The organism is Streptomyces sp. CNP082 (assembly GCF_059570535.1).
This window is the reverse complement of record NZ_JCANSZ010000009.1, coordinates 175,958-200,423: the sequence shown is the minus strand read 5'-3', so window position 1 is coordinate 200,423 and position 24,466 is coordinate 175,958. Positions and strand designations below refer to the sequence as shown.

General features: G+C 72.4%; 19 protein-coding genes and 1 pseudogene. 12 read left to right on the top strand and 8 right to left on the bottom strand.

Annotated elements, in window-relative coordinates:
• Positions 1–284: 284 nt before the first annotated feature.
• Positions 285–983, bottom strand: a complete 699-nt coding sequence (locus B124_RS11295) for a TetR/AcrR family transcriptional regulator (protein WP_496502604.1) — start codon at positions 981–983, stop codon at positions 285–287.
• Positions 984–1,119: 136 nt separating this feature from the next.
• Here B124_RS11295 and B124_RS11290 point away from each other — a divergent pair, with 136 nt between their 5' ends.
• The 7 genes from B124_RS11290 to B124_RS11260 all read left to right on the top strand — a co-directional run bounded on the left by B124_RS11290 (position 1,120) and on the right by B124_RS11260 (position 13,289).
• Entirely contained in the window at positions 1,120–2,949 is a 1,830-nt protein-coding gene (locus tag B124_RS11290) for a glycosyltransferase family 2 protein (protein WP_496502603.1), read from the top strand.
• 5 nt (positions 2,950–2,954) lie between these two features.
• Positions 2,955–4,037, top strand: coding sequence for a UDP-glucose 4-epimerase GalE (galE, locus tag B124_RS11285; protein WP_496502602.1), 1,083 nt, complete (start codon positions 2,955–2,957; stop codon positions 4,035–4,037).
• A gap of 4 nt (positions 4,038–4,041) precedes the next feature.
• Positions 4,042–5,403, top strand: a complete 1,362-nt coding sequence (locus tag B124_RS11280; RefSeq protein WP_496502601.1) for a UDP-glucose dehydrogenase family protein — start codon at positions 4,042–4,044, stop codon at positions 5,401–5,403.
• On the top strand, positions 5,400–6,416 hold the full coding sequence (locus B124_RS11275; RefSeq protein WP_496502600.1) for a UDP-glucuronic acid decarboxylase family protein: 1,017 nt from the start codon (positions 5,400–5,402) through the stop codon (positions 6,414–6,416). Before B124_RS11280 ends, B124_RS11275 begins: the two co-directional genes overlap by 4 nt.
• 5 nt (positions 6,417–6,421) lie before the next feature.
• Positions 6,422–8,089 carry a right-handed parallel beta-helix repeat-containing protein gene (locus B124_RS11270; protein ID WP_496502599.1) on the top strand — a complete coding sequence of 556 codons (1,668 nt, stop codon included), beginning with the start codon at positions 6,422–6,424 and terminating at the stop codon, positions 8,087–8,089.
• 102 nt (positions 8,090–8,191) lie between these two features.
• Positions 8,192–12,496 carry an aminotransferase class I/II-fold pyridoxal phosphate-dependent enzyme gene (locus B124_RS11265; RefSeq protein ID WP_496502617.1) on the top strand — a complete coding sequence of 1,435 codons (4,305 nt, stop codon included), beginning with the start codon at positions 8,192–8,194 and terminating at the stop codon, positions 12,494–12,496.
• Between the two features lie 7 nt (positions 12,497–12,503).
• Entirely contained in the window at positions 12,504–13,289 is a 786-nt protein-coding gene (locus B124_RS11260; RefSeq protein ID WP_496502598.1) for a class I SAM-dependent methyltransferase, read from the top strand.
• Here B124_RS11260 and B124_RS11255 read toward each other — a convergent pair.
• The gene (locus tag B124_RS11255) at positions 13,226–15,064 is read right to left on the bottom strand and encodes a glycoside hydrolase family 15 protein (RefSeq protein ID WP_496502597.1); all 1,839 of its coding nucleotides are present in this window, start codon (positions 15,062–15,064) and stop codon (positions 13,226–13,228) included. The two genes, B124_RS11260 and B124_RS11255, sit on opposite strands and share 64 nt — an antisense overlap.
• 593 nt (positions 15,065–15,657) lie before the next feature.
• Here B124_RS11255 and B124_RS11250 point away from each other — a divergent pair.
• Positions 15,658–16,065, top strand: coding sequence for a CoA-binding protein (locus B124_RS11250; RefSeq protein ID WP_496502596.1), 408 nt, complete (start codon positions 15,658–15,660; stop codon positions 16,063–16,065).
• 65 nt (positions 16,066–16,130) lie between these two features.
• On the opposite strand, the gene B124_RS11245 is transcribed toward B124_RS11250, so the two are convergent.
• Positions 16,131–16,703 (bottom strand): helix-turn-helix domain-containing protein, encoded by a 573-nt coding sequence (locus tag B124_RS11245; protein ID WP_496502595.1) that lies wholly within the window; start codon positions 16,701–16,703, stop codon positions 16,131–16,133.
• Positions 16,704–16,808: 105 nt separating this feature from the next.
• Between B124_RS11245 and B124_RS11240 the strand changes: the two genes are divergently transcribed.
• A complete protein-coding gene (locus tag B124_RS11240) occupies positions 16,809–17,672 on the top strand; it encodes an EamA family transporter (RefSeq protein ID WP_496502594.1) in 864 nt (287 codons plus the stop codon).
• A 187-nt stretch (positions 17,673–17,859) separates the two neighbouring features.
• On the opposite strand, the gene B124_RS11235 is transcribed toward B124_RS11240, so the two are convergent.
• Positions 17,860–18,540 carry an acyltransferase gene (locus tag B124_RS11235; RefSeq protein WP_496502593.1) on the bottom strand — a complete coding sequence of 227 codons (681 nt, stop codon included), beginning with the start codon at positions 18,538–18,540 and terminating at the stop codon, positions 17,860–17,862.
• Positions 18,541–18,679: 139 nt separating this feature from the next.
• Between B124_RS11235 and B124_RS11230 the strand changes: the two genes are divergently transcribed.
• Entirely contained in the window at positions 18,680–19,225 is a 546-nt protein-coding gene (locus B124_RS11230; RefSeq protein ID WP_496502592.1) for a gamma carbonic anhydrase family protein, read from the top strand.
• A 118-nt stretch (positions 19,226–19,343) separates the two neighbouring features.
• Here the strand turns inward: B124_RS11230 and B124_RS11225 are convergent, their stop codons facing one another.
• On the bottom strand, positions 19,344–19,796 hold the full coding sequence (locus B124_RS11225) for a DUF4442 domain-containing protein (RefSeq protein ID WP_496502591.1): 453 nt from the start codon (positions 19,794–19,796) through the stop codon (positions 19,344–19,346).
• A gap of 63 nt (positions 19,797–19,859) precedes the next feature.
• Between B124_RS11225 and B124_RS11220 the strand changes: the two genes are divergently transcribed.
• Positions 19,860–20,816, top strand: a complete 957-nt coding sequence (locus B124_RS11220) for a DUF8017 domain-containing protein (RefSeq protein WP_496502590.1) — start codon at positions 19,860–19,862, stop codon at positions 20,814–20,816.
• Positions 20,817–20,872: 56 nt separating this feature from the next.
• Entirely contained in the window at positions 20,873–22,282 is a 1,410-nt protein-coding gene (locus B124_RS11215; RefSeq protein WP_496502589.1) for an MFS transporter, read from the top strand.
• Here the strand turns inward: B124_RS11215 and B124_RS11210 are convergent.
• The 3 genes and pseudogenes from B124_RS11210 to B124_RS11200 all read right to left on the bottom strand — a co-directional run bounded on the left by B124_RS11210 (position 22,213) and on the right by B124_RS11200 (position 24,432).
• The gene (locus B124_RS11210) at positions 22,213–23,088 is read right to left on the bottom strand and encodes a spermidine synthase (RefSeq protein ID WP_496502588.1); all 876 of its coding nucleotides are present in this window, start codon (positions 23,086–23,088) and stop codon (positions 22,213–22,215) included. The genes B124_RS11215 and B124_RS11210 overlap by 70 nt on opposite strands.
• A gap of 67 nt (positions 23,089–23,155) precedes the next feature.
• A pseudogene (locus B124_RS11205) lies at positions 23,156–23,314 on the bottom strand (EF-Tu C-terminal domain-related protein); the annotation flags it as partial.
• Between the two features lie 311 nt (positions 23,315–23,625).
• Positions 23,626–24,432 (bottom strand): DNA alkylation repair protein, encoded by an 807-nt coding sequence (locus tag B124_RS11200; RefSeq protein WP_496502587.1) that lies wholly within the window; start codon positions 24,430–24,432, stop codon positions 23,626–23,628.
• Between the last annotated feature and the right edge of the window lie 34 nt (positions 24,433–24,466).

The following is a 24,466-nucleotide window of genomic DNA, read 5'->3' as shown; positions in this document are numbered from 1 at the left end:
TCGACGTCATGGTGGTCTTCGGCCCAGTCATCGCCGATCAGCAGCAACTCGTCCTCCTGGTCAGGAACTTCGCTTCCTCTGCAGCCTGCGGAAGGCGCGGCACGCGGCCTAATGGATCCAGTGCTCACGCCCCATGGGGCAGGCACGCCACCCCATCAACGGTCTGGCCTCCCGGCCGACCAGCAGGGGCACGGTCTGACCACAGAAGTCGGATGCTTCCGGCGAAGAAAGTGCTCACCTGCTGGCGGCTACGGCACCGAGTCTCACCGACCCGGCACGTCCCATTAGGCGAAGCGTGCGAGCAGGGCGTCCAGCCCGGTGCCGAGTTCTTCCGGACCTCCCCGCTCGGCGAGGATGACTCCGGTCGCCCGCAGCCGCGGCAGGTCCTGCGCCGAGACGCGGTGCAGGCCGAGCCGGAAGGCCGGATCCGGCTCGCCGGGCGCGTCGTCCATGGCGCGCAGGTCGACCAGGAGGTAGCCGAGCAGCCAGGCCGTGAACGCCCGGTGGACCACCACGCAGGTGCGGTCGCTCAGTCCGGCGTTGTGGAGCAGCGCCAGGATGCGCTCGTCGCTGCGCAGCACGGCCGCCGGCCGCCGCGCCAGCGGCGTGGACAGCAGCCGGGTGGCCAGCAGCGGCACCACATGAGGGTGGCGCAGCGCGACCTGCAGGGTGGCGTGTGCGATGCGGTGCAGCTCCGCTCGCCAGTCGGCCTCAGCGGCACCCCCCGCCAGGTCCTGCTCCAGCTCCTGGCAGAACGCCTCGACCAGCCCTTCCAGCAGCGCGTCCTTGCTGTCCGCGTACCGGTACAGGGACATCGCCTCTACGCCCAGCTCCTCGCCCAGGTTGCGCATGCTCAGGCCGGACAGGCCCTCGCGGTCGACGAGCTCCAAAGCCGCGGCGAGCACGCGGGCGCGGTTCAGCCGCCCATAGTGCCCCCGGTCGCTGGCACGTCGCCCCTTGGCGCCGCCTCCCGCTGCTGTCATGGCCGCCTCCGCCGCTCCGCTCTCCGCTTCAGGCACTCCCCCCTTGACACTCTGGACCAAAAGGGACAGGCTTGTACATATACACCGTAAGGATGTGTCGTAGGTATACATCCCATGCGTACATCGTAGGTGCCCCATGACACGCGGCAAGCCCGTTCCGGCAGATCTCACACAGGTCGAGCGCCACCTGGCGCACATCTCGGCGGGCAACGTCCGCCGGATCGCCGCAGGCGGGCCCGTCTTCGCGCATCCGCCGCGGCCACGCGCCGTCCGGCCGACGACCTTCGTGCCCGCACTGACGCGGCGAGACCGGCGCGCCCTCCTGGTCATCACCGTGTGCTGGGCGGCGTCCTTCGCCTGGTTCTGGTCGTGGTGGCTGGAGCCGCAGCACCGGGTCGGCTGGGCGGGCCTGATCGTCAACAGCGCACTGCTGCTCTACCTGACCGGCCTGCCCTCCTACTTCTTCGTCACCGCGCTCCGGCTCCGCCGGGTGAACCCGGACCTGCCGGTTCCAGCACTGCCGGTCGCCTTCGCTGTGACCCACGCCCCCTCGGAGCCCTGGCCCACGGTCCGCAGCACGCTTGAGGCGATGCTGGCCCAGGACTTTCCGCACGCCTACGACGTCTGGCTGTGCGACGAGGACCCGACCCCGGAGATCGAGCGCTGGTGCCGACGCCACCACGTGCGGATTTCCTGCCGTCGCGGAGTGGCCCCGTACCACCGGACCGACTGGCCGCGCCGTACCCGCTGCAAGGAAGGCAACCTCGCCTACTTCTACGACCACTGGGGCTACCGCAGCTACGCCGTCGTCGCCCAGCTCGACTGCGACCACGTACCCGCGCCGACCTATCTCGCCGAGATGGTCCGCCCCTTCGACGACCCGGCCATCGGCTACGTCGCCGCGCCCAGCATGTGCGACGCCAACAGCGCGACCTCCTGGGCGGCACGGGGACGGCTCCACCGCGAGGCGATCTGGCACGGTGCCGTCCAGCTGGGCCACAGCGCCGGTCTCGCCCCCATGTGCATCGGGTCCCACTACGCCGTCCGCACCCGCGCGCTGCGCGACATCGGCGGCCTCGGCCCCGAACTCGCCGAGGACTTCTCCACCACCTACCTGCTCAACTCGGCCGGCTGGCAGGGCGCCTTCGCCGTCGATGCCGAGGCGCACGGCGACGGGCCGCGCACCTTCGCCGACCTGATCACGCAGGAGTACCAGTGGTCGCGGAGCCTGACCACGATGCTGATCGACCTGCTCCCCCGGCACCAGGGACGCCTGCCCGCCCTGCTGCGCGTGCGCTTCGGTTACGCGCTCGCGCACTACCCGCTGCTCGGCCTCATGATCGTCGCCGGGCTCGCGCTGCCGCCTATCGCCGTGATCACCGGCCTGCCCTGGATGAACGTCAACTACTTCGACTTCCTGCTCCACCTGTGGTCCATGCCCGTCTGGCTGCTGCTGACCCTGTTCCTGATGCGCCGGCGAGGGCTGCTGCGCCCGCGCTCCGCGCCGCTCATCAGTTGGGAGACCTGGCTGTTCGCGCTCGCCCGCTGGCCATTCGTGATCTGGGGCGTGCTCGGAGCGGTCCGTCAGAAGATCCGCCCCCGGCCGGTCACCTTCAAGGTCACGCCCAAGGGCACGGGCGGGCCGCAGCGCCTGCTCGCGCGGCTGATCCTGCCCTTCGCGGGCCTCGCCGCCACCCTGTCCTCGGTCGCCGTGCTGGGCGAGCTGACCAGTCCTTCCGTCGGCTACGTCTTCCTGTGCCTGCTCGCCGCCGCGACCTACACCGCCGTCGCGCTGGCGGTGTCCGTGCTGCATGTGCACGAGACGGCCCGCGCCACGGGCGTGCCGTTCACCGCCGCGCTGCCGACCGCGCGGCTGCCGCTGGCCGTGGGCGTGCTGGTGCTCCTGCCAGTCGCCACCGCCGCCGTCTTCTACCCGGCGTACGCCGCCGCCGTCCTGGGCTGGTGAGACCTATGCGCATTCGGACCGCTCCCACGCCGCCGGTGACGCCGTCGACGGTGCTCGTCACCGGCGGGGCGGGCTTCATCGGCAGCCATACCTGCGTCGAGCTGCTCGACCACGGCTACGAAGTGATCGTGATCGACAACTACGCCATCGGCACCCCCCAGGTCTTCAGCCGGGTGGAACGGGCCGCCGACCGCTTCGTCGGCGCCATCTATGAGCTGGACATCCGTGATCGACAAGCCCTCTCGGCCGTATTCGACCGCCACTCCATTGACGCCGTCGTGCACTTTGCCGCGCACAAGGCCGTGGGCGAGTCGACGCGGATGCCCGTCCAGTACTACGACACCAACGTCGGCGGCACGACCGCCCTGCTGCAGGCGATGCACGACCACGGGGTGCACCAGCTTGTGTTCTCCTCCTCCTGCTCGATCTACGGCGAGGCCGGGCGCGGCCCGCTGGACGAGGCGACCCCCGCCCAGCCCACGAACCCGTACGCGGCCTCCAAGTGGGCCTGCGAGCAGATCCTCGCCGACGTGTGCCGCCGGTGCCCCGAGTTCACCGTGTTCTGCCTGCGGTACTTCAACCCGGTCGGCGCCCACTCCAGCGGGCTGCTCGGGGAGGACCCGCGCGGCACCCCCGGCAACCTCATGCCGTTCCTGGCGCAGGTCGCCGTCGGCCGGCGCGAACGGCTCCTGGTGTACGGAGGCGACTACGACACCGCCGACGGCACCGCTGTCCGCGACTACCTGCACGTCATGGACACCGCCGAGGCCCACCGCATCGCGCTGGACCACCTTGCCGACGCGTCGGGCATGCGGGTGTTCAACCTGGGCCTGGGCACGGGCCACTCGGTTCTCGAGGTCATCGCCGCGTTCAGCACGGCCTGCGGCCGGCCCATCCCGTACGAGGTGGTGTCCCGCCGCCCCGGCGACGTCACCGAACTCGTCGCCGACGCGAGCGCCGTGGCCCGCGCCTGGGGCTGGCACCCCACCCGCGACCTGGCCGCCATGTGCCGCGACGCCTGGCGGTTCCAGCGCTTCAACCCGAACGGCTATGCCGGCTCGGCCGACGGCCGCCGTACCAAGGAGTGACATCATGAAGATGACAGTCATCGGCACCGGATATGTCGGCACCGTGCACGCCGCGTGCATGGCTGACCTCGGCCACGACGTCCTCGGCGTCGACATCGACGCCGACCGGGTCGCCCGCCTGGCCGCCGGCGAAGCGCCGATCCACGAGGCCGGGTTGGACGACCTGCTCCGCCGGACCGTCGCGTCCGGCCGGCTGCGCTTCACCACCTCGCTCTCCGAGGGCGCCGCGTTCGCCCGCACGCACTTCGTGTGCGTCGGCACCCCGCAGCGCGCCGACGGCAGGGCCGCCGACCTCCGCTGCGTCGACGCCGTCGTGGACGGCCTGGCGCCGCACCTGCGCCCGGGCAGCCTCGTCGTCGGCAAGTCCACCGTGCCCGTCGGCACGGCGGCCCGGCTGGCACGGCGGCTCGACGCGGCCACCCCGGGCACCGACGTCGCCTGGAACCCCGAGTTCCTGCGAGAGGGTTCCGCGGTCCAGGACTCCATGCGGCCCGAGCGGATCGTCGTCGGCGTCGCGTCCCCTTATGCCGAGGAGGTGCTGCGGGAGATCTACGCGCCCATGCTGCAGGCCGGTGTGCCCTTCTTCTGCACCGACCCGGCCACCGCCGAACTGGTCAAGGTGGCGGCGAACTCCTTCCTGGCGACCAAGATCTCCTTCATCAACGCCATGGCCGAGGTGTGCGATGCGACCGGCGCCGACGCGACTGTCCTCGCCGCCGCCATCGGCGCGGACTCGCGGATCGGGAACCGCTTCCTCGAGCCCGGACTCGGCTTCGGCGGGAGCTGCTTCCCCAAGGACATCCGCGCCTTCGCGGCCCGCGCCGAGGAACTCGGCGCCACCGAGTCGGTGGTCTTCCTGCGCGAGGTCGACCGGATCAACACCCGCCAGCGGCAGCGCACCGTGGACCTGGCCCGGCGGCTCGTCGGCGGGTCGTTCACCGGCCGCCGGATCGGCGTCCTCGGCGCCGCGTTCAAGCCGGGCAGCGACGACGTGCGCGACTCGCCCGCCCTCGCCGTCGCAGCCACCCTCCGGGAGGAGGGCGCGGAGGTGCGGGTGCACGACCCCGAGGCCCGCGACACCGCCCGCGCCGTCTGCCCCGGCCTGGACTACGCCGCCGATGTCCCGTCCGCGTGTGCGGACGCGGACCTGGTCCTGCACCTGACCTCCTGGCCGGAGTACCGGGCCATCGACCCAGCCGCGCTCGCCGCGGTGGTGCGCACGCCGGTGCTGCTGGACGCCCGCAACGCCCTCGACCCGGATCCGTGGCTCGCGGCCGGCTGGACACTGCACTCGCTGGGCCGCCGGCCGCGCCACGCGCCGGCTCCCGCGGCCCTGCCCGCCCCCCTCGTAGGAAGTGCATCATGAACACCTGGAACGCCACGCACACCAGGAACGTCGTCGTGACCGGCGGCAGCGGGTTCCTGGGCTCACATCTCTGCGAGGTCCTGCTCCGCCGCGGCGACACCGTCTGGTGCCTGGACAACTTCTCCACCGGCGCCCCCGAGAACGTCGCCCATCTGCAGGACGACCCTCACTTCCGGCTGGTCCGCGCGGACGTGACCGAGGAGTTCGACGTGCCGCCGCCCGTCGACGCGGTGGCCCATCTGGCGAGTCCGGCCTCCCCGCCGGACTACCACCGCCTCCCGCTGGAGACCCTGGCCGTCGGCAGCCGCGGCACGGAGCACGCCCTGCGACTGGCCCACCGCCATGGCGCCCGCTTCATCCTCGCCTCCACCAGCGAGGTCTACGGCGACCCCGCACTCCACCCGCAGCCGGAGGAGTACTGGGGCAACGTCAATCCGGTCGGCCCGCGCAGCGTCTACGACGAGGCCAAGCGGTACGCGGAGGCGCTGTCCACGGCGTACCGGCGCAGCTTCGGCGTCGACGTCGGTATCGTGCGGATCTTCAACACCTACGGCCCGCGGATGCGGCCGAACGACGGCCGGGTGGTGTCCACCTTCGTCCGCCAGGCCCTGGCGGGCCGGCCTCTGACCATCTTCGGCGACGGCAGCCAGACGCGCAGCTTCTGCTACGTCGACGACCTGGTGCGCGGCATCACGGCCATGCTCGACAGCGACTACAGCGGGCCGGTGAACCTGGGCAACCCCGGCGAGTACACCGTCCGCGGCCTCGCGGAGCTCGTGCTCGCCCTGACCGGGTCGCCGTCCCCCCTCGCGTTCCGCCCGCTTCCCGTCGACGACCCGGTCCGCCGCAGGCCCCTGATCGCCCAGGCCCGCGAGCTGCTCGGCTGGGCCCCCCGGGTCCCGCTCGACGAGGGCCTGCACCACACGGTGGCATGGTTCGCCGCCCAGTCCGGGCGCCGACCGGCGCCGGAGCGGGTGCCCCGCCGCACCGCCCATGAGATCGTGGAGACTTGATCCCGATGCGCAGGACCGCCCCGGCCCGTACCACAGGCCATCGCATGACGGCGGTGGTCATCGGCGGCGCGGCCCTGCTGCTCGCCGCCTGCGTCGACACGCCCCACTACACGCCGCCCTCGGGCACCACGTACTACGTCAGCCCGCGCGGCGACGACGACGGCGACGGTACCTCCTCCGGCCAGGCATGGCGGACGCTCGCGCGCGCGGAGCGCACGGCGCTGCAGCCCGGCGACCGGCTGCTGCTGGAGGGCGGCGAGCACTTCGCCGGCACCGTCACGGTCAAGGAGGGGGAGGCGGGCCGGGCGGACCGTCCCGTGGTGATCAGCTCGTACGGCGGCGGGCGCGCGACCATCGAGGCCACCGACACCCCCGGCGTCTCCGTGCACAACACCGCGGGCGTGGAGGTCCGCGACCTGGTCGTCACCGGGAAGGGCACCGCCTACGCCCGCGACGCAGGCATCAACCTCTACCACGACCGTGCGCGCGGCGGCAGGCTGGACCACGTGACCGTCTCCGGCGTCGACGTCTCCGGCTTCAGCACGGGCGTCGCGGTGGGCGGGGGTGCGAGCGGTGCCGGCTTCCGGGACGTGACGGTCGAGCAGGCCCGGCTGCACGGCAACAAGGAGGCGGGTCTGCTGACGTACGGGGCGGCCTTCGATCCCGGGAGTCCGGCCTACGCGCACGAGGGCGTCACCGTCGAGGGCGTCGAGGCATACCGCAACGCCGGCGATCCCGCGGCCCACGACCGCCACTCCGGCAACGGCATCGTCCTCGGCGCGGTGCGCCACGCCACGGTGCGCCACTCCAGCGCGCACGACAACGGCCGCCGGTCGGCGACCGACGCGCCCGAAGGACCGGCGGGCATCTGGGCCTACGATGCCGCCGACGTGCGTATGTCGCACAACAGCGCCTACCGCAACCACACCCGCTCCGCCGTCGACGGAGCCGGCTTCGGGCTCGACGACCACGTTTCGTCCTCGGTGATCGAGTACAACCTGACCTTCCGCAACGACGGCCCCGGCTTCTACGCCTTCTCGCGCGCGCTGGACGGCACCCACACCGACAACACGATCCGCTACAACGTCGCCGTCGACGACGCCCGCGAGCTGACCCGGCGCGGCGGCCTGGCCGTCTACGGCAACGACATCCGTGACCTGCAGATCTACCAGAACACCGTGGTCATGTCGGAGAACGCGCACGGGAGTCCCCCCGCCCTGCATCTGCAGCTCGGTGTCCGGGGAATCACCGTGCGCAACAACATCCTCGCCACCGACGGTTCCCCGCTGATCTACTCGAACGGCGCCTTCTCCCCCCGTAAGGTCGTCCTGCAGGGCAACGACTACCACCCAGCGAACGGCCGGTGGAGCGTCGACTGGGGTGACCGCTCCTACACCGGTCTGGACACCTGGCGGGCGGCGACGGGGCAGGAGCAGGTCGACGGCCGGCCGACCGGCTTGTCCGTCGACCCCTGCTTCCGCGGCGGCGCGCTGCCGGACGTCCGCTCCGCCGGCGACGCCCACCTGATCGTCCCTGACTGCGACTCCCTGGCAGGCAAGGGCCTCAACCTGCGGAAGCTGTTCGGCACCGACCCCGGAGCCGTTGACCACTTCGGCCGGAGTACCGGCAGCCCGCCCCCGGTCGGGGCCGCCGTCCCGGTACCGGCGGACTGATCGCCACCTCGCCGACATGCGGCACGCACCGCCCGTGCTTACGATCAAGACGGGGCGACCCGGGAGGCGCTTGCGTTGCTGCGGGCACACTGGCACTGGCTGATGGCCGGCTACGCCGTCTTCGTCGTCGCCACCACCAGCCTCTACCTGACGCTCTCCGGCGTCCGTACGCCGCTCTGGGCGCTGACCGGTCTCGCCAGCGTCGCGGCGGTGCTGGTGGGTGTGCACCTGCACCGGCCGGCACACCGGTGGCCGTGGTGGCTGCTCGCCGCGGCGCTGTTCACGTTCGTCTTCGGCGACACGTACTACAACGTGCTCGAGGACTACTTCCAGACCGCCAACCCCTTCCCCTCCCCCGCGGACGCCAGCTATCTCACCACGTACCCGCTGTTCGCCGCGGGTCTCTTCGGCCTCGTCCGCTACCGCTGGGCAGGCCGCGACCTGCCGAGCCTGCTGGACGCCCTGATCGTCACCGCCGGCCTGGCGCTGCCGGTCTGGGTCTACCTCGTGCAGCCGCTGACCGAGCTCAACAGCCTGACCTGGGAGCAGCGGGCCATCAGCATCGCCTACCCGCTCGGCGACGTGCTCGTGCTCGCGATGCTGACCCGGCTCCTCGCCCCGGGCCCCGGCCCTCGCAACCGCGCCCTGCAACTGCTTGTCGTGGGCACGGTGGCGCTGCTCGGCTTCGACATCGCGTACGGGATCCTCCAGCTCAACGAGATGTGGCAGGTCGGCACCGTGCTGGACGCCGGCTGGGTGGTCTTCTACACGGCCTGGGGCCTCGCCGCGCTGCACCCCTCGATGGTTGAGCTGACCGTCTCCGCACCGCAGCGGCAGTCCTTGCTCCCGCCGCGGCGGCGCCTGGTGCTGCTCGCCGTGACCACGCTCATCGCGCCCGGGATCCTGTTCGCCGAGGCGTTCACGGGCGGCGTCGGCGACGCCGCCGTGATCGCGGGCTTCTCCGGCGCGCTGTTCCTGCTGGTGATCGCCCGGCTCGCGGGCATGGTGGTGGCCCACCGCAAGGCCGTGACACGCGAGCTGGCGCTGCGGTCGGCGGCTGCCTCGCTGGTGGCGGCGATGAGCCGGGAGGAGATCGAGGAGTCCTGCGACAGTGCGGTGCGCGAGCTGTTCGGGCCGGGGGAACGTCACGGGACCATGCTGCTGGCGGCCGGGAGCGCCGAGCAGCTGTACGCGGCGGAGACACCGTCCGCCCTGCCCCGGACCCGGCTGGTGCCCGTCGCCGCACTGGGCCCGGGCGTCATTGACGAGCTGGGGGTTGTCCAAGCCGCTCTGCTGTGCCCGATGCTCCCGCCCGGCCGGCCCGCGGGCGGCGAGCTGCCGGGGGCGCTGCTCGTCGCGGGCACCGAGAAGAGGCTCAGCGAGGTGCGGGGGTCGCTGGAGATCCTCGCCTCGCACGCGGGCCTGGCGATGGAGCGCGTCAGGCTCCGGCAGGAAATCAGCAAACGGGAGAACGAGGCGTACTTCCGCACGCTGGTGCGCAACGCCTCGGACGTCATCCTCATCGTCGAGGACGACGACACCGTACGCTACGCGAGCCCGTCGGCACAGGCCGTGTTCGGCCGCGGGCCGCTGATCGGGGCGGCGCTGACCGGCCTGGTCGACCCGCGCGACCGGGAGCGGGCGGCGGGGATGCTCTCCGGCCTGCGCAACGGCGACCGGCGGCAGAGCCATGACTCCTGGTGGGTGCCGCAGGACGGCGACCACATCGAGGTGGAGGTGCGGTGCAGTGACCTGCGCGACGATGCCACCGTCGACGGGCTGGTGGTGACGCTGCGGGACGTGACGGCACAGCGCCAGCTTGAGCACGAGCTCACACGGCGTGCCTTCCATGACCCGCTGACCGGGCTGCCCAACCGGACACTGCTGTACGAGCGGATCGAGCGCGCCCTGCTGCGCGGCGTGCGCGAGTCGACGCTGGCCTGCGTGCTGTACATCGACCTGGACGACTTCAAGGTCGTCAACGACTCGATGGGCCACACCGTCGGCGACCGGCTGCTCGCCGCCGTCGGCGACCGGCTCCTGGAGACGCTGCGCCGCACCGACACCGCTGCCCGGCTGGGCGGAGACGAGTTCGCGGTGCTGATGGAGGCGGCGAAGGCGCCCGTCGACGCGGAGCTGCTGGCCGCGCAGGTGATCCAGTCCCTCAGCCGGCCGTTCACCCTGGCCGGCGAGTCCGTGAGCGTCTCCGCCAGCGTGGGCGTGGCCACGGCCTGGGACAGCACCGACGCCGACGAGTTGCTGGGCCATGCCGACCTGGCGCTCTACGAGGCCAAGAGCGCCGGGAAGCGCCAGTGGCGCCGCTTCCAGCCACCGCTGCACGCCGCCACGGTGGGGCGGCACGACCTGCACGCCGGCCTGAACCGGGCGATCACCGAGGAGGGGTTCGCCCTGCGCTACCAACCGGTCGTGGACATCACCTCGGGCGACGTCGTCGGCTTCGAGGCACTGGCGCGGTGGCCGCACCCACGCCGCGGTCCGGTGCCACCCGAGCAGTTCATCCCCCTCGCCGAAGAGACCGGACACATCACACCCCTGGGCACCTGGGTGCTGGAGCACGCCGCCGCCGACATCGCCGGAATGCAACGGGAGACGGGTCAGCAGGCGGCCCCGTACGCCAGCGTCAACGTCTCCGCGCGCCAGTTCCGGGACACCGGCTTCCTCGCCGGGGTGGACCGGGCGCTCGAGACCTCCGGCCTCGCCGCGCAGTCCCTGCAGTTGGAGCTGACCGAGTCCCTGCTCATTCGCCAGGACGCCCAGATCCTGTCGGTCATGCGGTCGTTGAAGGACCTCGGCGTCCGGATCGCGCTGGACGATTTCGGCACCGGTTTCTCCTCACTGCGCTATCTTCAGGAGTTCCCGATCGACGTCCTCAAGGTCGACAAGACCTTCATCGACGACATCACCGGGGACCACCGGCAGGTCGCGCTCGTCGAGGGCATCGTCCACATCGCCGACGCCCTCGGCCTCCAGGTCATCGCCGAGGGGATCGAGGACGCCGCCCAGTGCGACCTGCTGGCCGACATGGGCTGCCGGTTCGGGCAGGGCTACCTCTTCGCCCGCCCGATGACCGCGGAGCAGAGCAGGACGCTGCTCCGCCGCCGTTTCGAGTTCCCTGACAGGGGAACGAATCACATTATGGCGGACACGCCCAGCAAGCCCAGAAAGGCGTGTGACGGGCCACGCTCGGCGGATCTGGAGCATCTGCGGCAAAACAGCCCGATGAGCGACGCCGTCCTGGACGAGGTGCGCGGACGCCACCTCCGCAGCGGGGACCACTGGCTGATCGACTTCGCCTCGTGCAACTACCTGGGCTTCGACTGGGATCCGGAGATCATCGAGTCGATCGGGCCGGCCGTGCGGCAGTGGGGTACGCACCCAAGCTGGTCGCGGCTGCTGGGCAGCCCGCGGCTCTACCCCGAGATCGAGGAGCGGCTCGCCGCGCTGCTCGGTGCCCCCGACACGCTGCTCCTGCCCACGCTCTCCCTGATCCACGGCTCGGTGATCCCCGTCCTCGCGGACAAGGGCCACGTCTTCGTCGAGGCCACCGCGCACCGGACCGTGTACGACGGCTGCCTGGCGGCCCGTTGGCAGGGCGCGACGCTGCAGCGGTTCCACGCCGGCCGGCCGGACCGTCTTGACGCTCTGCTGCGCGCCGTGCCGGCCGGTTCCGCCAGGCTCGTCTGCCTGGACGGGGTCAACAGCATGAGCGGCAACGTCGCCGATGTGGCCCAACTGGCCGCCGTCTGCCGGGAGCGGGACGCGACCCTCTACGTCGACGACGCCCACGGCTTCGGCCTCGTCGGCGAGCGCCGCACGGACGAGCTGTGCCCGTACGGCTCCCGCGGCAACGGCGTCGTCCGGCACGCCGGCGAGTCCTACGACGGCATCGTGCTCGCCGGCGGCTTCTCCAAGGCGTACTCGTCGCTGCTCGCCTTCCTCGCCCTGCCCACCTCGCTCAAGAACCGTCTCAAGGTCGCCGCGGCGCCCTACCTGTACTCCGGCCCCTCCCCCACCGCCTCCCTGGCCACGGCCCTCGCCGGACTCGACGTCAACGACCGGCGCGGCGATGTCATCCGCGCCGAGTTGTACCGCAAGACGACCCGGGTGCTCGACCACATTCACAGCCTCGGCCTGGATACGTTGAACACCGACGGGCTGCCGATCATGGAGGTCCCGCTGGCGCACGCCTCCGACCTCGACGCGGTCGCCCGGTTCCTGTGGGACCACGGCACCTATGTGACCCTGGCCCCCTACCCGCTCGTCCCGCGCGACCGCGTGGGCTTCCGCATCCAGGTCACGGCCGCGAACTCCGAGGAGGACATCGAGCGGCTCAACGACACCCTGACCCGGTTGTCCGAGCGCTTCGCCCTGCGGATGCGGAACTGAGCCCGCCATGCCGCCGTTCCCCTCCAACGCGGAAGACGCGCAGAACGCACCCATCCGCAATGACGACGTGGACTGGGACAGATGGCCGGTCGAGGACTACCTCGCCGAGAACTACCGCCGGCTGCACCCCTCCGACGCAGCGGTCATCGCCCACCACTCCGCCTTCTACCGCCGATTCGCCCCCGGATCCGCCGCCCGCTCCCTGGAGTTCGGGGCCGGGCCGAACCTCTACCCGCTCATGCTCGCCGCCGCCGCCAGCCGCCGGATCGACGCCGTCGAGGCGAGCACCGCGGGCGTCGCCTACCTGCGCCGGCAGTTGCACCAGCGCCCCGACAGCAGTTGGCGCCCCTTCTACGCGCTCTGCCGGCAGCTCAACCCCGATCTGCCACAGGAGCTGCCGGACGCGCTCTCCCGGGTACGGATCGTCCACGCCGACGTACGGAAACTGCCGCCCGGCCGCTACGACATCGCGTCGATGAACTTCGTCGCCGAGGGCGCCACCGAGGATTTCGCGGAGTTCACGGACTTCTGCCGGCACTTCGTCCGCTCCGTCGTCCCCGGCGGTCATCTGGTCGCGGCCTTCATGGAGAACATGCCCACGTACCGCATCGGCCGCGGGCCGCACTGGCCGGGCTGCCCGGTGGATCCGGACGTCGTCACGGAGGTGTTCACCCCGCTCACCGGGGCGCTGGCGGTCACCCGGATCGACGTCGACCCCACGCTGCCGGACTACGGCGACTCCGGCATGGTGCTCATGACCGCCGAGACGCGGCGGGACGGCTCCGCAGGCTGAGCGCCCAGCGCGAACGCGGCTTCCACCAGGGCGATATGGCTGAACGCCTGGGGCGCGTTCCCCAACTGGCGGCCGGCGTCCGGGTCCCACTGCTCGGAGAGCAGGCCGACGTCGTTGCGGATGCCGAGGACGCGCTCGAAAGTCTCCTCCGCCTGCTCCGGACAGCCGGTCGCCGCCAGCGCCTCGGCGTGCCACAGAGTGCAGGCCACGAAGCTGCCCTCGGTGCCGTACATGCCGTCGACGCTGTCCACTCCGGTCCCCGGGTGGGCGTACCGCTGGATGAACCCGCCGTGGTCCAGCGCCCGCATAGCCTGCACCGTGCCGCGCACCCGGGCGTCGCCGGCCGGGAGGAAGCGCAGCCGGGGGATCAGCAGGGCCGAGGCGTCCAGGGCGGTCGAGCCGTACGACTGCACGAACGACTGCCGCTGCCGGTCCCACCCGTCCCGGAGGATCTGCCGGTGCACCTCGCCCCGCATCGCCCGCCACGCCGCCGAGGATCCGTTCAGGCCGAGCATCTCGCCGATCCGCAGGGCGCGGTCGGCGGCGACCCAGGTCATCATCTTGGAGTGGGTGAAGTGCCGACGCGGGCCGCGAACCTCCCACAACCCCTCGTCCGGTTCGCGCCAGTGGCTCTGCAGATAGCTCATCAGGAGGTTCACCAGGTCCCACAGCTGGCGCGGCACGGGGAGCCCCGACCGCAGCGACAGCCAGAGCGCGTCCATGACCTCGCCGTACACGTCGAGCTGGAACTGGTTCACAGCGGCGTTGCCGAATCTGACCGGCTGCGAACCCTCGTAGCCGCGCAACCAGGACGCCTCCTTCTCCGGCAGCAGCCGCTGGCCCTCGACGCCGTACACCGACTGCATATTGGCGGGGTCGCCGGCGACGGCGCGCAACAGCCAGTCAATCCAGGCCGCCGCTTCTTCCCGATAGCCGCTGCGCAGCAGACAGGACAGGGTGAGGGCGGAGTCGCGCAGCCAGCAGAAACGGTAGTCCCAATTGCGCTCGCCGCCGATGCACTCGGGCAGCGAGGTGGTCGGTGCCGCGATGATGCCGCCGCTGGGCGCGTAGGTGAGCGCCTTCAGCGTGATCAGCGAGCGCACCACCGCCTCGCGCCACGGTCCCTCGTAGCGGCACTGCATCGCCCAGCGTCGCCAGAAGTCGCCGGTCTCCTTCAGCGCCGTCTCCGCCGGGACGCACAGCGGCGCCGGCATCTCCGGCGTGTGAGAGGGCGACCAGGCCATCGTGAACGCCAGCCGCTGCCCGGTGGAGACGGTGAAGTCGAGGACCGTGGGCTCATCGCCGCGGCGTACCCGCACCGGCCCGACCGCATTCAGCCAGACACAGTCGGGCCCGGCCACGGCGACCGAGCAGTGTTCGGCGTCGCGCATCCACGGGACGACACGCCCTTGATGGAAGCGCAGCCGCAGCTCGCTTTGCATGGCCACGGAGCCGGACAGGCCCTCGACGATGCGCACGACACAGGGAGATTCGGTGCGGGGCGGCATGAAGTCCGTGACCCGGACGGCTCCGGTTGCTGTCTCCCAGTGCGTATCCAGAACCAGCGTGTCACGGCGGTACGCACGACCGGCGCCCGCCCCCCCGCCTGCGGGGGCGATGCGCCAGAAGCCGTTGTCCGCCGTGCCGAGGAGCGCCGCGAAACAGGCGGGCGAGTCGAACCGGGGAAGACACAACCAGTCGATCGACCCGTCCCTGCCGACCATCGCAGCGGTCCCGAGGTCACTGAGGATGGCGTAGTTCTCGATATTACTCATGATCGGAATTACGCCGTCATGCACTCTGCCTCGCTTTTATTCTACTGCGGATACGTCTGCCCGTCCGGCCCGCCATCGGGCGCTGCCCCCGCTTGAAGCAAGATCAACGAGCGTCAAGATACCGCCCCTCACGCACATCATGAAAATCGCAGGTCAGGCAGCCCCTTCGGCCCTCACCAGCACCGCCACGCACTCCATGTGGTGAGTCATCGGAAAGGTGTCTGTCTGCGCGAAGTCCCAAGTATATGCAGGTCAGACGGGCTGCGCGTCGCTGGCAACGCTCCAGCACCCCGGGCACCTGCTCGCGGAAGGTACGCCGGCAGCCGAGCGTGGGACACCCCAGCCGCCGCACTCGCACACACGGATGTCAACGATCGTCACCACCCTCCGTCACCACCGAAAGTGAGACAGGGCCGTCTACTGGACACACCCTGATTGAGCCCCAGGTCAGGAAGAGTGCTCCGTGCCGGGGACTCGAACCTGCGTAGGACGGTGGGTTGATCAGCTCTTCCCACGCACTGGAGCCGCCGGGAATGGCCGGCAGTGGTCGGTCGTTCCCTTCTGTGGCGAGCATCGGCCCCGTGGAGGCAAGCGTGTACAGCGAGACAGACACCGTCCGCAAGATCCTCAACGAACTCGGCGACATATGGGCGATCGTCGGTCTCTCCTCGAACGAGCGGCGCGCCGCCTACAGAGTCGCCGAGGTCCTGCAGCGCCACGGCAAGCGGATCATCCCCGTGCACCCAAAGGCCGAGAAGGTGCACGGAGAACAGGGCTATCCGTCCCTCGATGCCATTCCCTTCGACGTTGACGTCGTGGATGTTTTCGTGAACAGTGACCTCGCCGGCACGGTCGCCGATGAAGCCGTAGCCAAGGGCGCCAAGGCGGTGTGGTTCCAGCTCGGCATCCTCGATGAGGCCGCGTACGAGCGCACCCGCGCTGCCGGCCTTGAGATGGTCATGGACCGCTGCCCCGCCATCGAGATCCCCCGGCTCGGCTGAGCGGCGCCCGGCAGGCGCCGGGCGGTCCGGCGAGGGGTACGCGCAGGGCGGTGCCCCTGCGTGCCTCAGCGCGGGGGCGGCACGGCGACCGCCATCACCAGCTCCACCGGCTCCTCGCCCTCGTTGCGGTACGCGTGCGGAGCGCTCGCCTCGAAGCTGGCGGACGTGCCCGCCGGCACCGCGTGCGCCGTGCCGGCCACCACGAGCGTCAGCTCGCCCGCGGTCACGTGCAGCAGCTCGGTGGTGCCCGCGGGGTGCGGGTCGGAGCTGCTGCCGTCGCCGGGCATGAGCCGCCAGGACCACATCTCGAACGGGCCGGGGCTCTGTGTGCCGACGAGCAGCCGGCTGGCGCTGCCCTGCTTCGTCGTCCACATCCGCACGGCCCGGTGCGGCGGCACGAGCTGCACCTCCGGGCCGTGCTCGTAGTCCAGCAGCGTCGTGATGGTGATGCCGAGGGCGTCGGCGAGCTTGACCGTCGTGCCGACGCTGGGGTTCGTACGCGCCTGCTCTATCTGGATGATCATCCCGCGGCTGACGCCGGAGCGGCCGGCCAGCGAGTCCAGGGTGAAGCCGCGCTCGTTGCGCCAGTGCTTCAGATTGCGGGCGAGCGCGTGCGTGAGGACGTCGAAATCCGCCAAGGCTCCGTCCAACTCCGTCCAATATTTTTGCTGCGTCGTCCAGTACAGTGAACTACACTGCGGGGGACCGCGGCGTTCATCACAGTGTACTCGGGGGGCTTCGTCGTGACAGCAGTATTCGCCCTGGCCACCAGCATCCTCTACGGGCTGGCCGACTTCGGCGGCGGGGTGCTGAGCCGGCGCACGCCCGCGCTCACCGTGGTCGTGCTCTCGCAGATCGCCGCTACGGTCGTGCTGGGTGCCGTGGTGGTGGCCACCGGCGCCTGGCACGAGGCCGGCCCGCTGCTGTGGTTCGCGGTCGCGGCCGGCGTCGCCGGGCCGGTCGCGATGATCTGCTTCTACAGCGCGCTGGCCCGCGGGCCGATGGGCGTGGTCTCGCCGCTCGCCTCGCTGGCCGTGCTGGTGCCGTTCGGCGTGGGCCTCGCCGCGTACGGGGAGCGGCCGGGCCCCGTGCAGTACGCGGGCGGGGCCATCGCGCTGGCCGGCGTGGTGCTGGCGTCCGGGCCGGTGCGGGGTGCGCCGGTGGCGCGGCGGACGCTGGCGCTGACGCTGGGCGCGGCGGCGGGCTTCGGCGCGGTCTTCGCCTTCATCGCCGAGGCGTCCACGACGGTCACCGGGCTGTTCCTCGCGCTGTTCGTGCAGCGTGCGGTGAACGTGGCGGTCGGCGGCGCCGCGCTGTACGCCGCGGTGCGGCGGGGCGGTGCGGCGCTGCCGGAGGGCGGCTGGGGCACGATACGGGCCGCGGCCCCGGGGCTGGTGTTCGTGGGCCTGGCGGACGTGGCGGCCAACGGGACGTACGCGATAGCCGCGCAGCACGGCCCGATGACCCTGGCGGCGGTGCTGTCCTCCCTGTATCCCGTGGTCACGGCGCTGGCGGCGCGGGGCGTGCTGCGGGAGAAGCTGCGCGCGGTGCAGGCGGCGGGCGCGGGGCTGGCGCTGGCGGGAACGGTGCTGCTGGCGTCGGGGTGAGGCGGCGCCCGGCGCGGGCCGGTGCAGGCAGGTGCAGGCAGGTGCAGGCAGGTGCAGAGTCAGCCGGCTCAGAAGTGGTTGCGGATCGTGTAGAGGAGCAGCCCGAAGGCGTGCAGGCACAGCACGACGGCCAGGACGATGCGCAGTGGGGTTCGTGATCATGCGGCGCCCCTCCCCTCGGCCGCGGTCACGTCGCCGTCTCCAGGGTGCCGGGCGGGGCCGGGCGCAGCGGCGGGTGCCAGCCGGACTCGGGGTTCCAGCGGCGTACGATCCGGGCGGGCGCCCCGGCGACGACGGCGTGGTCCGGGACCTCGCCGCGCACCACGGAGCCGGCGGCGACGACCACGTTGCGGCCCAGCCGGGCGCCGGGCAGGATCAGCGCGCCCGCGCCCAGCCAACTGCCCGCACCGATCTCCACCGGCGCGGAGCGCGGCCACTGCTTGCCGACCGGCTCGTGCGGGTCGTCGTAGCTGTGGTTAGTGGAGGTGACGTACACGTAGGGCCCGCAGAAGACGTCGTCGCCGATGGTGACGGGCAGGTCGGCGATCACATGGCTGCCCCGGCCGAGCACCACGCCGTCGCCGAGCCGCAGGGCCGTGTCCGGGCCGAGGGGGGCGTCGGGCGCGAGGCCGACGGTGAGCGTCACCTGCTCGCCGATGATGCAGTGCACGCCCAGCTCGATCCGCCGCTCACCGAAGATCGTGCCCTGCGGGAAGGCGAGGACCGTGCCGTCGCCGAGCCGCCGGAAGCGGTACGGGCCGGGCCGGGCCGCGCTCACCGCCCCCGTGCTCCGCACCCACCGCCAGCCGCGGTGCACGGCACGCGAGAGCAGCCGGCTCGTCACGGAGTTGCGCTGCGGGTTCGGCACCCGGTCACCGTACCCCTCCCACGCCTCGCCTACGCTCTGACCGGGCGCGGCCCCGGCCCCCGACGGGGCCGGCCGGCGGCTCACCAGGACGTACGACGGCGGGCGGCGAGAGCCGCCGCGAGCACCGGGAGCGGACGACATGTCAGGACGGCCGGAGCCGCTGATCGCGGCGGTGGGCGGGCAGGAGCCCGCGGTGGACCCCCAGGCGTACGTGGCACCGACGGCGGTGGTGGTCGGGGACGTGACCGTCGGCGCGGACGCCAGCGTCTGGTACCACGCGGTGCTGCGCGGCGACTGCGAGTCGATCTCCGTGGGCGCGGGCAGCAACGTGCAGGACAACTGCTCGGTCCACGCCGACCCCGGCTTCCCCGTCGTCATCGGCGAGCGCGTGACCGTCGGCCACAACGCCGTGGTGCACGGCTGCACCGTCGGCGACCACGTGCTCGTCGGCATGGGCGCCACCGTGCTCAACGGGGCGGTGATCGGCGCCGGTTCGCTGGTGGCCGCGCAGGCGCTGGTCCCGCAGGGCATGGAGGTGCCGCCGGGCTCCCTGGTCGCCGGAGTGCCGGCGAAGGTGAAGCGGCCCCTGACCGACGAGGAGCGCGAGCACGTCCGCCTCAACGGCGCGGGCTACGTGGCCCTGGCGCAGGTGCACCGCGACTCCCTGGGCGACGCCGGCTCCTGAGCCTCCGGCTCCTGAGACGCGGGCACCTGAGACGCGGGCTCCAGGGATGCGGGGCCGGTACGCGCCGGGCCGCCGGCGCGTACCCCCTCCGCCGGCGGCCCCGCGGGCGCCCATCGGCTCAGTCGTTCGGCCGCAGCGTCCACAGCACCGTCATCCGCCCGCTGACGGCACCGTCCCCGCGGATGATGTCGACCTCGACCGGGAACTCCGGCCGCTTGCCGGCGTCGAGTTCGGCGAGGACCTCGGCAACCGGCCGGCCCAGCCGCGCCTTGGCGGTGACGTCGCCCCTGGCGACCTTCAGGAAGTCGATCTCCGCCCGCACCGGCAGTGGCAGGGCCCGCTCCATCTGGTCGCCGAACGCGGCCAGTACGACGGCGCCGGTCGCCGACTCGGCGAGGGTGAACATCGCGCCCGCGTGCGGGCCGCCGACGTGGTTGCGGTACTCCGGGCGGTCGGGGAGGCGGAGGGTGGCGGCCTCCGCGGTGATCTCGTCGTAGAGGAGGCCGAGGGTGCGGACCATGGGGACCGATGCCTGAAGGAGCTCGCCCAGCGGCGGCATAGGGTCTGACATACGACTACGTTACCAACGGGTAATAAGTGTGGCCACTCCCTCTCGCCAGCTATGTTGTTCCGCATGTGGCCAGGACAGCAGCCCGGGGGCGAGCAGCACCAGCAGCAGCCGAACCCGTACCAGCAACAGCCCGCCCCGCACGGCCCGCAGGGCTACGACGGACAACAGCAGCACCAGCAGCAGGAACAGTGGGGCCAGCCTGCGGAGCCCGGTGCTCCGGTCCCGTCGAAGAGCGGGACGAGTCCCCGCGTCGCCGTCGCCATCATCAGCGCCGCCGCCGTGATCGCCGCGGCGGCCGTGACGGGCGTGGTGCTCCTCGACGACGACGACGGCGGCAGCCAGGCGAGCCCCGGCGGCGGAGGCGGAGGTTCGCCCTCCGCGTCGCCCTCACCGTCGGCGTCGGCGTCGGACAAGCCCGTGCTCCAGGAGGACCCGGACAACCCGCGCGGCCGCCCCGACGACCAGGAGATCGAACCGGTCGTCTCCGGCTGGAAGGCGGTCCACAACGCCAAGCGCCACAACGTCTACGACGTGCCGCCGGAGTGGGAGGTGCAGTCCCCGACCATGACCATCGGCTTCGAGGACGACTCCGGCCCGCTGGTGTCGATGACCGGTGCCGCGCTCTACAAGGACGGCATCTGCAAGTACGCCAGCCGCGCCGGCGCCGGCACCAAGGGCGGCATCGGGGCCGAGAGCACCAAGGAGGCCGTGGCGAACGAGGCCGGGGCCTGGGCCGAGGCCGCCTTCAACACCAGCGGGAAGGCGACCGTCAAGGAGACCGAGCCGGTGCCGTTCTCCAGCAAGCACGGGCTGAAGGGCCACATGGCCACCGCGACGGTCACCGGCGTGCCGCGCGAGACCAAGTGCTCGGCCGACGGCAAGATCGTCGCCTTCACCTACACCGACGCCAACGGCGAGTTCGCCACCTGGGTGCTGTACAGCGACACGGGTGTGAAGGACGAGGTGCCGGACGACACCATCGCCAAAATCATGGACAGTCTGCGCCCGCTGGAGGGCTGAGCGGCGCGGAGAAATCCGCTTGGCAGCCGGCCGGCGGGTCAGGCAGAGTCCCGCGGGTGCCCCATCCCCCGGCGCCCGGCGCCGATTCCCCGCCGGACCCCGTAGAGGACCCGCCAGCCGCTGCCCCGCCCGCGCCCCGCCGCCGCTGGGCGGGGCGCAACTACACACTGCTGTCCCTCGCCGCGGTGATCACCAACCTCGGCGCCTCCGGCGCCCTGATCGCCTCGGCGTTCGCGGTGCTCGAAGCCGGCGGCTCCGCCACCGACGTCGGGCTGGTCGCGGCGGCGCGTACGGCGGCGCTCATCGTCTTCGTGCTCGTCGGCGGCGCGGTCGCCGACCGGTTCCCGCGGCACCGGGTGATGGTCGTCGCGAACGCCGTCAACTGCACCTCGCAGGGCGTCTTCGCGGCGCTGGTGATCACCGACCGGGCGCAGGTGTGGCAGATGATGCTGCTGTCCGCCATCGGCGGGACGGGCCACGCCTTCTTCGCGCCCGCCTCCGAGGGCATGGTGCTCTCGTCGGTCACGGGCGAGCAGGCGGGCCGCGCCTTCGCGCTCTTCCGCGTCGGCATCAACGGTGCCGGCATCGGCGGCGCCGCGCTCGGCGGCGCGATGGTCGCCGCGGTGGGGCCGGGGTGGGTGCTGGCCGTGGACGCGGGCGCCTTCGCCGTCGCCGCGGCGCTGCGGGCGTTCCTCGACGTCAGCGGCATCCCCGAGCGGGAGCCCGAGGGCAGCATCCGCACCGATCTGAAGGTCGGCTGGCGGGAGGTGACGGGGCGGCCCTGGCTGTGGTCGATCGTGCTGCAGTTCGCGGTCGTCAACGCCGTGGTGGCGGCGGCCGAGGCGGTGTACGGGCCGCTGGTCGCGCGCGAGCACCTGGGCGGCGCCGGGCCCTGGGGCCTGGCGATGGGCGCCTTCGCGGCGGGGACGATGGCGGGGGCGCTGATGATGGCCCGCTGGAAGCCGCGGCGGATCCTGCTCGTCGGGGTGCTGTGCGTCTTCCCGCTCGCGCTGCCGCCCGCGGCACTGGCGGTGCCGCTGCCGGCGGCGGGGCTGGCGGGGGTGATGCTCGTCTCCGGCGCGAGCGTCGAGGTCTTCGCGGTGGCGTGGATGATGGCGCTGCACCAGGAGATCCCCGAGGACAAGCTGTCGCGTGTCTCGTCGTACGACTGGCTGGGCTCCCTCGCCCTGATCCCGGTGGCCACCGCGCTCGCCGGCCCGATGCAGGATCTGGTCGGCCGGCCCGCGGCGCTGTGGGGCTGCGCGGGGCTGGTCGTCGCGCTGACCGCGGCGGTGCTCTGCGTGCCGGACGTGCGGCGGTTGCGGCGGCGTACGGAACACACGGCGGCCGGGTCCGCCGGTGCGGACGACGGCAGCGGCGCGGATCAGACCGCGGATCAGCCGATCGTGAAGGCCCCGTCCGGCGGCTCGGGCGAGGGCACGGCGTCGGCGTCCGTGACCGGCTGAGCGCCGGCCATCAGCCGCCGCAGCGCAGGCCCGTACTCCACGCGGGCCGGGAACGGGTCACCTGCGGTGCGCCGGGCCAGCTCCGCGAGCGGCAGCCCCGGCCCGGCCTCGGCATCCTGCCTCGCCGCCACCACCAGGATGTTGCCGAAGCGCCGGCCGCGCAGCACCGAGGGCTCCGCGATCAGGCACAGCTCGGGGAAGACGGCCGCGGCGGTGGCCAGTTGGGAGCCGAGGAAGCGGAACGGCGCGCTGTCGGCCAGGTTCGCGACATACAGCCCGCCCGGGCGCAGCGCGCGGGCGGCGGCGCCGGTGAACTCCAGCGACGCGACGTGCGCCGGCACCCGGGAGCCGCCGTAGACGTCGGCGATGACCAGGTCGCAGCTCGCCGGCGGGCGCCGCTCCAGCGCGGCGCGGGCGTCCAGGGCACGCACCGTGACGCCGCAGTCCGGCGGCAGCGGCAGGTGCTCGGCGACCAGGGCGATCACCCCGCAGTCCGACTCGGCGACCTCCTGCCGGGAGCCGGGGCGGATCGCCGCCACATACCGGGGCAGGGTCAGCGCGCCGCCGCCCAGGTGCACGGCGTCCAGCGGACGCCCGGGCGGGAAGCCGAGGTCCACGACGTGCGCGACGCGGCGAGCGTACTCGAACTCCAGGTGCGTGGCGTCGTCGAGGTCGACGTACGACTGCGGGGCGCCCTCGACCGTCAGCAGGTACGCGCGCGGGCGGTCGACGTCCGGCAGCAGCTTCGCGGTGCCGCCGTCCACCTCGGCGACGATGGGTACGGGCTCCTCCTCCACACTTGCCATTGTGGCGGAGGGGGCCCGCCTTCCGTACCCGGATGCGCGGATACGGAAGGCGGGCGGCGGGCCGGGGTCAGCCCAGCCCGGTGACGGTGCCCGCGCCGATGGTGCGCCCGCCCTCGCGGATCGCGAAGCGGAGGCCCTCTTCGAGCGGCACCTCACGGCCCAGCTCCACCGTCATGGCGACGGTGTCGCCGGGCCGGGCGACGGCCCTCTCGCCGGGGTCGACGTCGCGGCGGAGCGGAATTCTCCGTGCAGAACGCCCCCTGGAATCCGCCCGCCGCGGTGCGGCAGGGGGCGTTTGTGCGTCAGCTACCCGACTGTTCGGCCAGTCGTTCACCGCGCACGTCGCAGATGTCCAGCAACTCGACGGCGCATTCGCGCAAGCGCTCAATGACGAAGATCGCTTCGTCGGTGGTGCTCACGCCGTCGAGCGCGTACGACCGGTCGGCGCAGCCGCGCATGTCGGCGTGTGCGGGTCCACCGTGATCGCATACGGGCAGGCGACCGTCGAACGGCTTTTCCGCCGCCGCCCGGGGCCGGTCACAGGTGCTTGAGCGCCTCGCGTACGGACAGCGGCGACAGCTCGGCGCGGTGGGCGTGGACGAAGGAACGCACGGCCGCCGGGTCGCTCTTGGCGTACTCGCGCAGGCACCAGCCGACCGCCTTGCGGATGAAGAAGTCCGGGTGGTCCGCGCGGCGCAGGCAGTAGCCGAAGAGGCGGCCGGTGTCCGTGGCGCCCTTGAAGCGCAGTTGGTGCAGCAGGGCGGTACGGGCGGCCCAGAGGTCGTCGTCCTCGATCCACTCGTCCATGACGGCGGCCAGCGCGGGGTCGGCGGCGACGAGGCCGCCGACGACGTGTGCGGCGAGCGCGTCCACGGTGTCCCACCAGGAGACGGTGACGACGAGGTGGCGTACGACGGGCAGGAAGCCGGAGGAGCAGCGGCGCACGTGGCGGCGGAGGTAGTCGACGGCGAAGTAGTGGTACTCGCGCTCCGGCAGCCGCCAGCAGCGCAGCGCGATCGCCGCGCAGTCCGCCTCGGCGGGGTGCGGCGTCCCGGACAGGACGGCGCGGGACAGCTCGCGGCGGCGGGGCGCGAGGATACCGAGGAACGGAACGGTGCCGCGGAGGTACGCGGCCGTCTGCGCGGCGCGCTCGGGGTCGGCGGCGGCGGGGTAGGCGGCCGTGAGGCGGTCGAGGACGGTGTCGGCGAGGGTGCTCGCGGGGACGGGCGGGGTGTCCCCGGCTCCCGCGGCACCGGGGGCGTCCGGGGCAGCCGCGGCCGGGGAGGTTCCGGGGGGCGTGGAGGCGTCCGGGTCTGCGGGGGCGCCGTGGTGCTGCTGGGCCATGACGGCCACCGTAGCGGCCGGAGTTGAGGGGCAC

Bases quoted from the DNA above. Each gene is read 5' to 3' on its own strand.
- B124_RS11295 (WP_496502604.1), bottom strand. From the start codon at position 983: ATGACAGCAGCGGGAGGCGGCGCCAAGGGGCGACGTGCCAGCGACCGG.
- B124_RS11290 (WP_496502603.1), top strand. From the start codon at position 1,120: ATGACACGCGGCAAGCCCGTTCCGGCAGATCTCACACAGGTCGAGCGC.
- galE (WP_496502602.1), top strand. From the start codon at position 2,955: ATGCGCATTCGGACCGCTCCCACGCCGCCGGTGACGCCGTCGACGGTG.
- B124_RS11280 (WP_496502601.1), top strand. From the start codon at position 4,042: ATGAAGATGACAGTCATCGGCACCGGATATGTCGGCACCGTGCACGCC.
- B124_RS11275 (WP_496502600.1), top strand. From the start codon at position 5,400: ATGAACACCTGGAACGCCACGCACACCAGGAACGTCGTCGTGACCGGC.
- B124_RS11270 (WP_496502599.1), top strand. From the start codon at position 6,422: ATGCGCAGGACCGCCCCGGCCCGTACCACAGGCCATCGCATGACGGCG.
- B124_RS11265 (WP_496502617.1), top strand. From the start codon at position 8,192: ATGGCCGGCTACGCCGTCTTCGTCGTCGCCACCACCAGCCTCTACCTG.
- B124_RS11260 (WP_496502598.1), top strand. From the start codon at position 12,504: ATGCCGCCGTTCCCCTCCAACGCGGAAGACGCGCAGAACGCACCCATC.
- B124_RS11255 (WP_496502597.1), bottom strand. From the start codon at position 15,064: ATGAGTAATATCGAGAACTACGCCATCCTCAGTGACCTCGGGACCGCT.
- B124_RS11230 (WP_496502592.1), top strand. From the start codon at position 18,680: ATGTCAGGACGGCCGGAGCCGCTGATCGCGGCGGTGGGCGGGCAGGAG.
- B124_RS11225 (WP_496502591.1), bottom strand. From the start codon at position 19,796: ATGTCAGACCCTATGCCGCCGCTGGGCGAGCTCCTTCAGGCATCGGTC.
- B124_RS11220 (WP_496502590.1), top strand. From the start codon at position 19,860: ATGTGGCCAGGACAGCAGCCCGGGGGCGAGCAGCACCAGCAGCAGCCG.
- B124_RS11210 (WP_496502588.1), bottom strand. From the start codon at position 23,088: ATGGCAAGTGTGGAGGAGGAGCCCGTACCCATCGTCGCCGAGGTGGAC.
- B124_RS11200 (WP_496502587.1), bottom strand. From the start codon at position 24,432: ATGGCCCAGCAGCACCACGGCGCCCCCGCAGACCCGGACGCCTCCACG.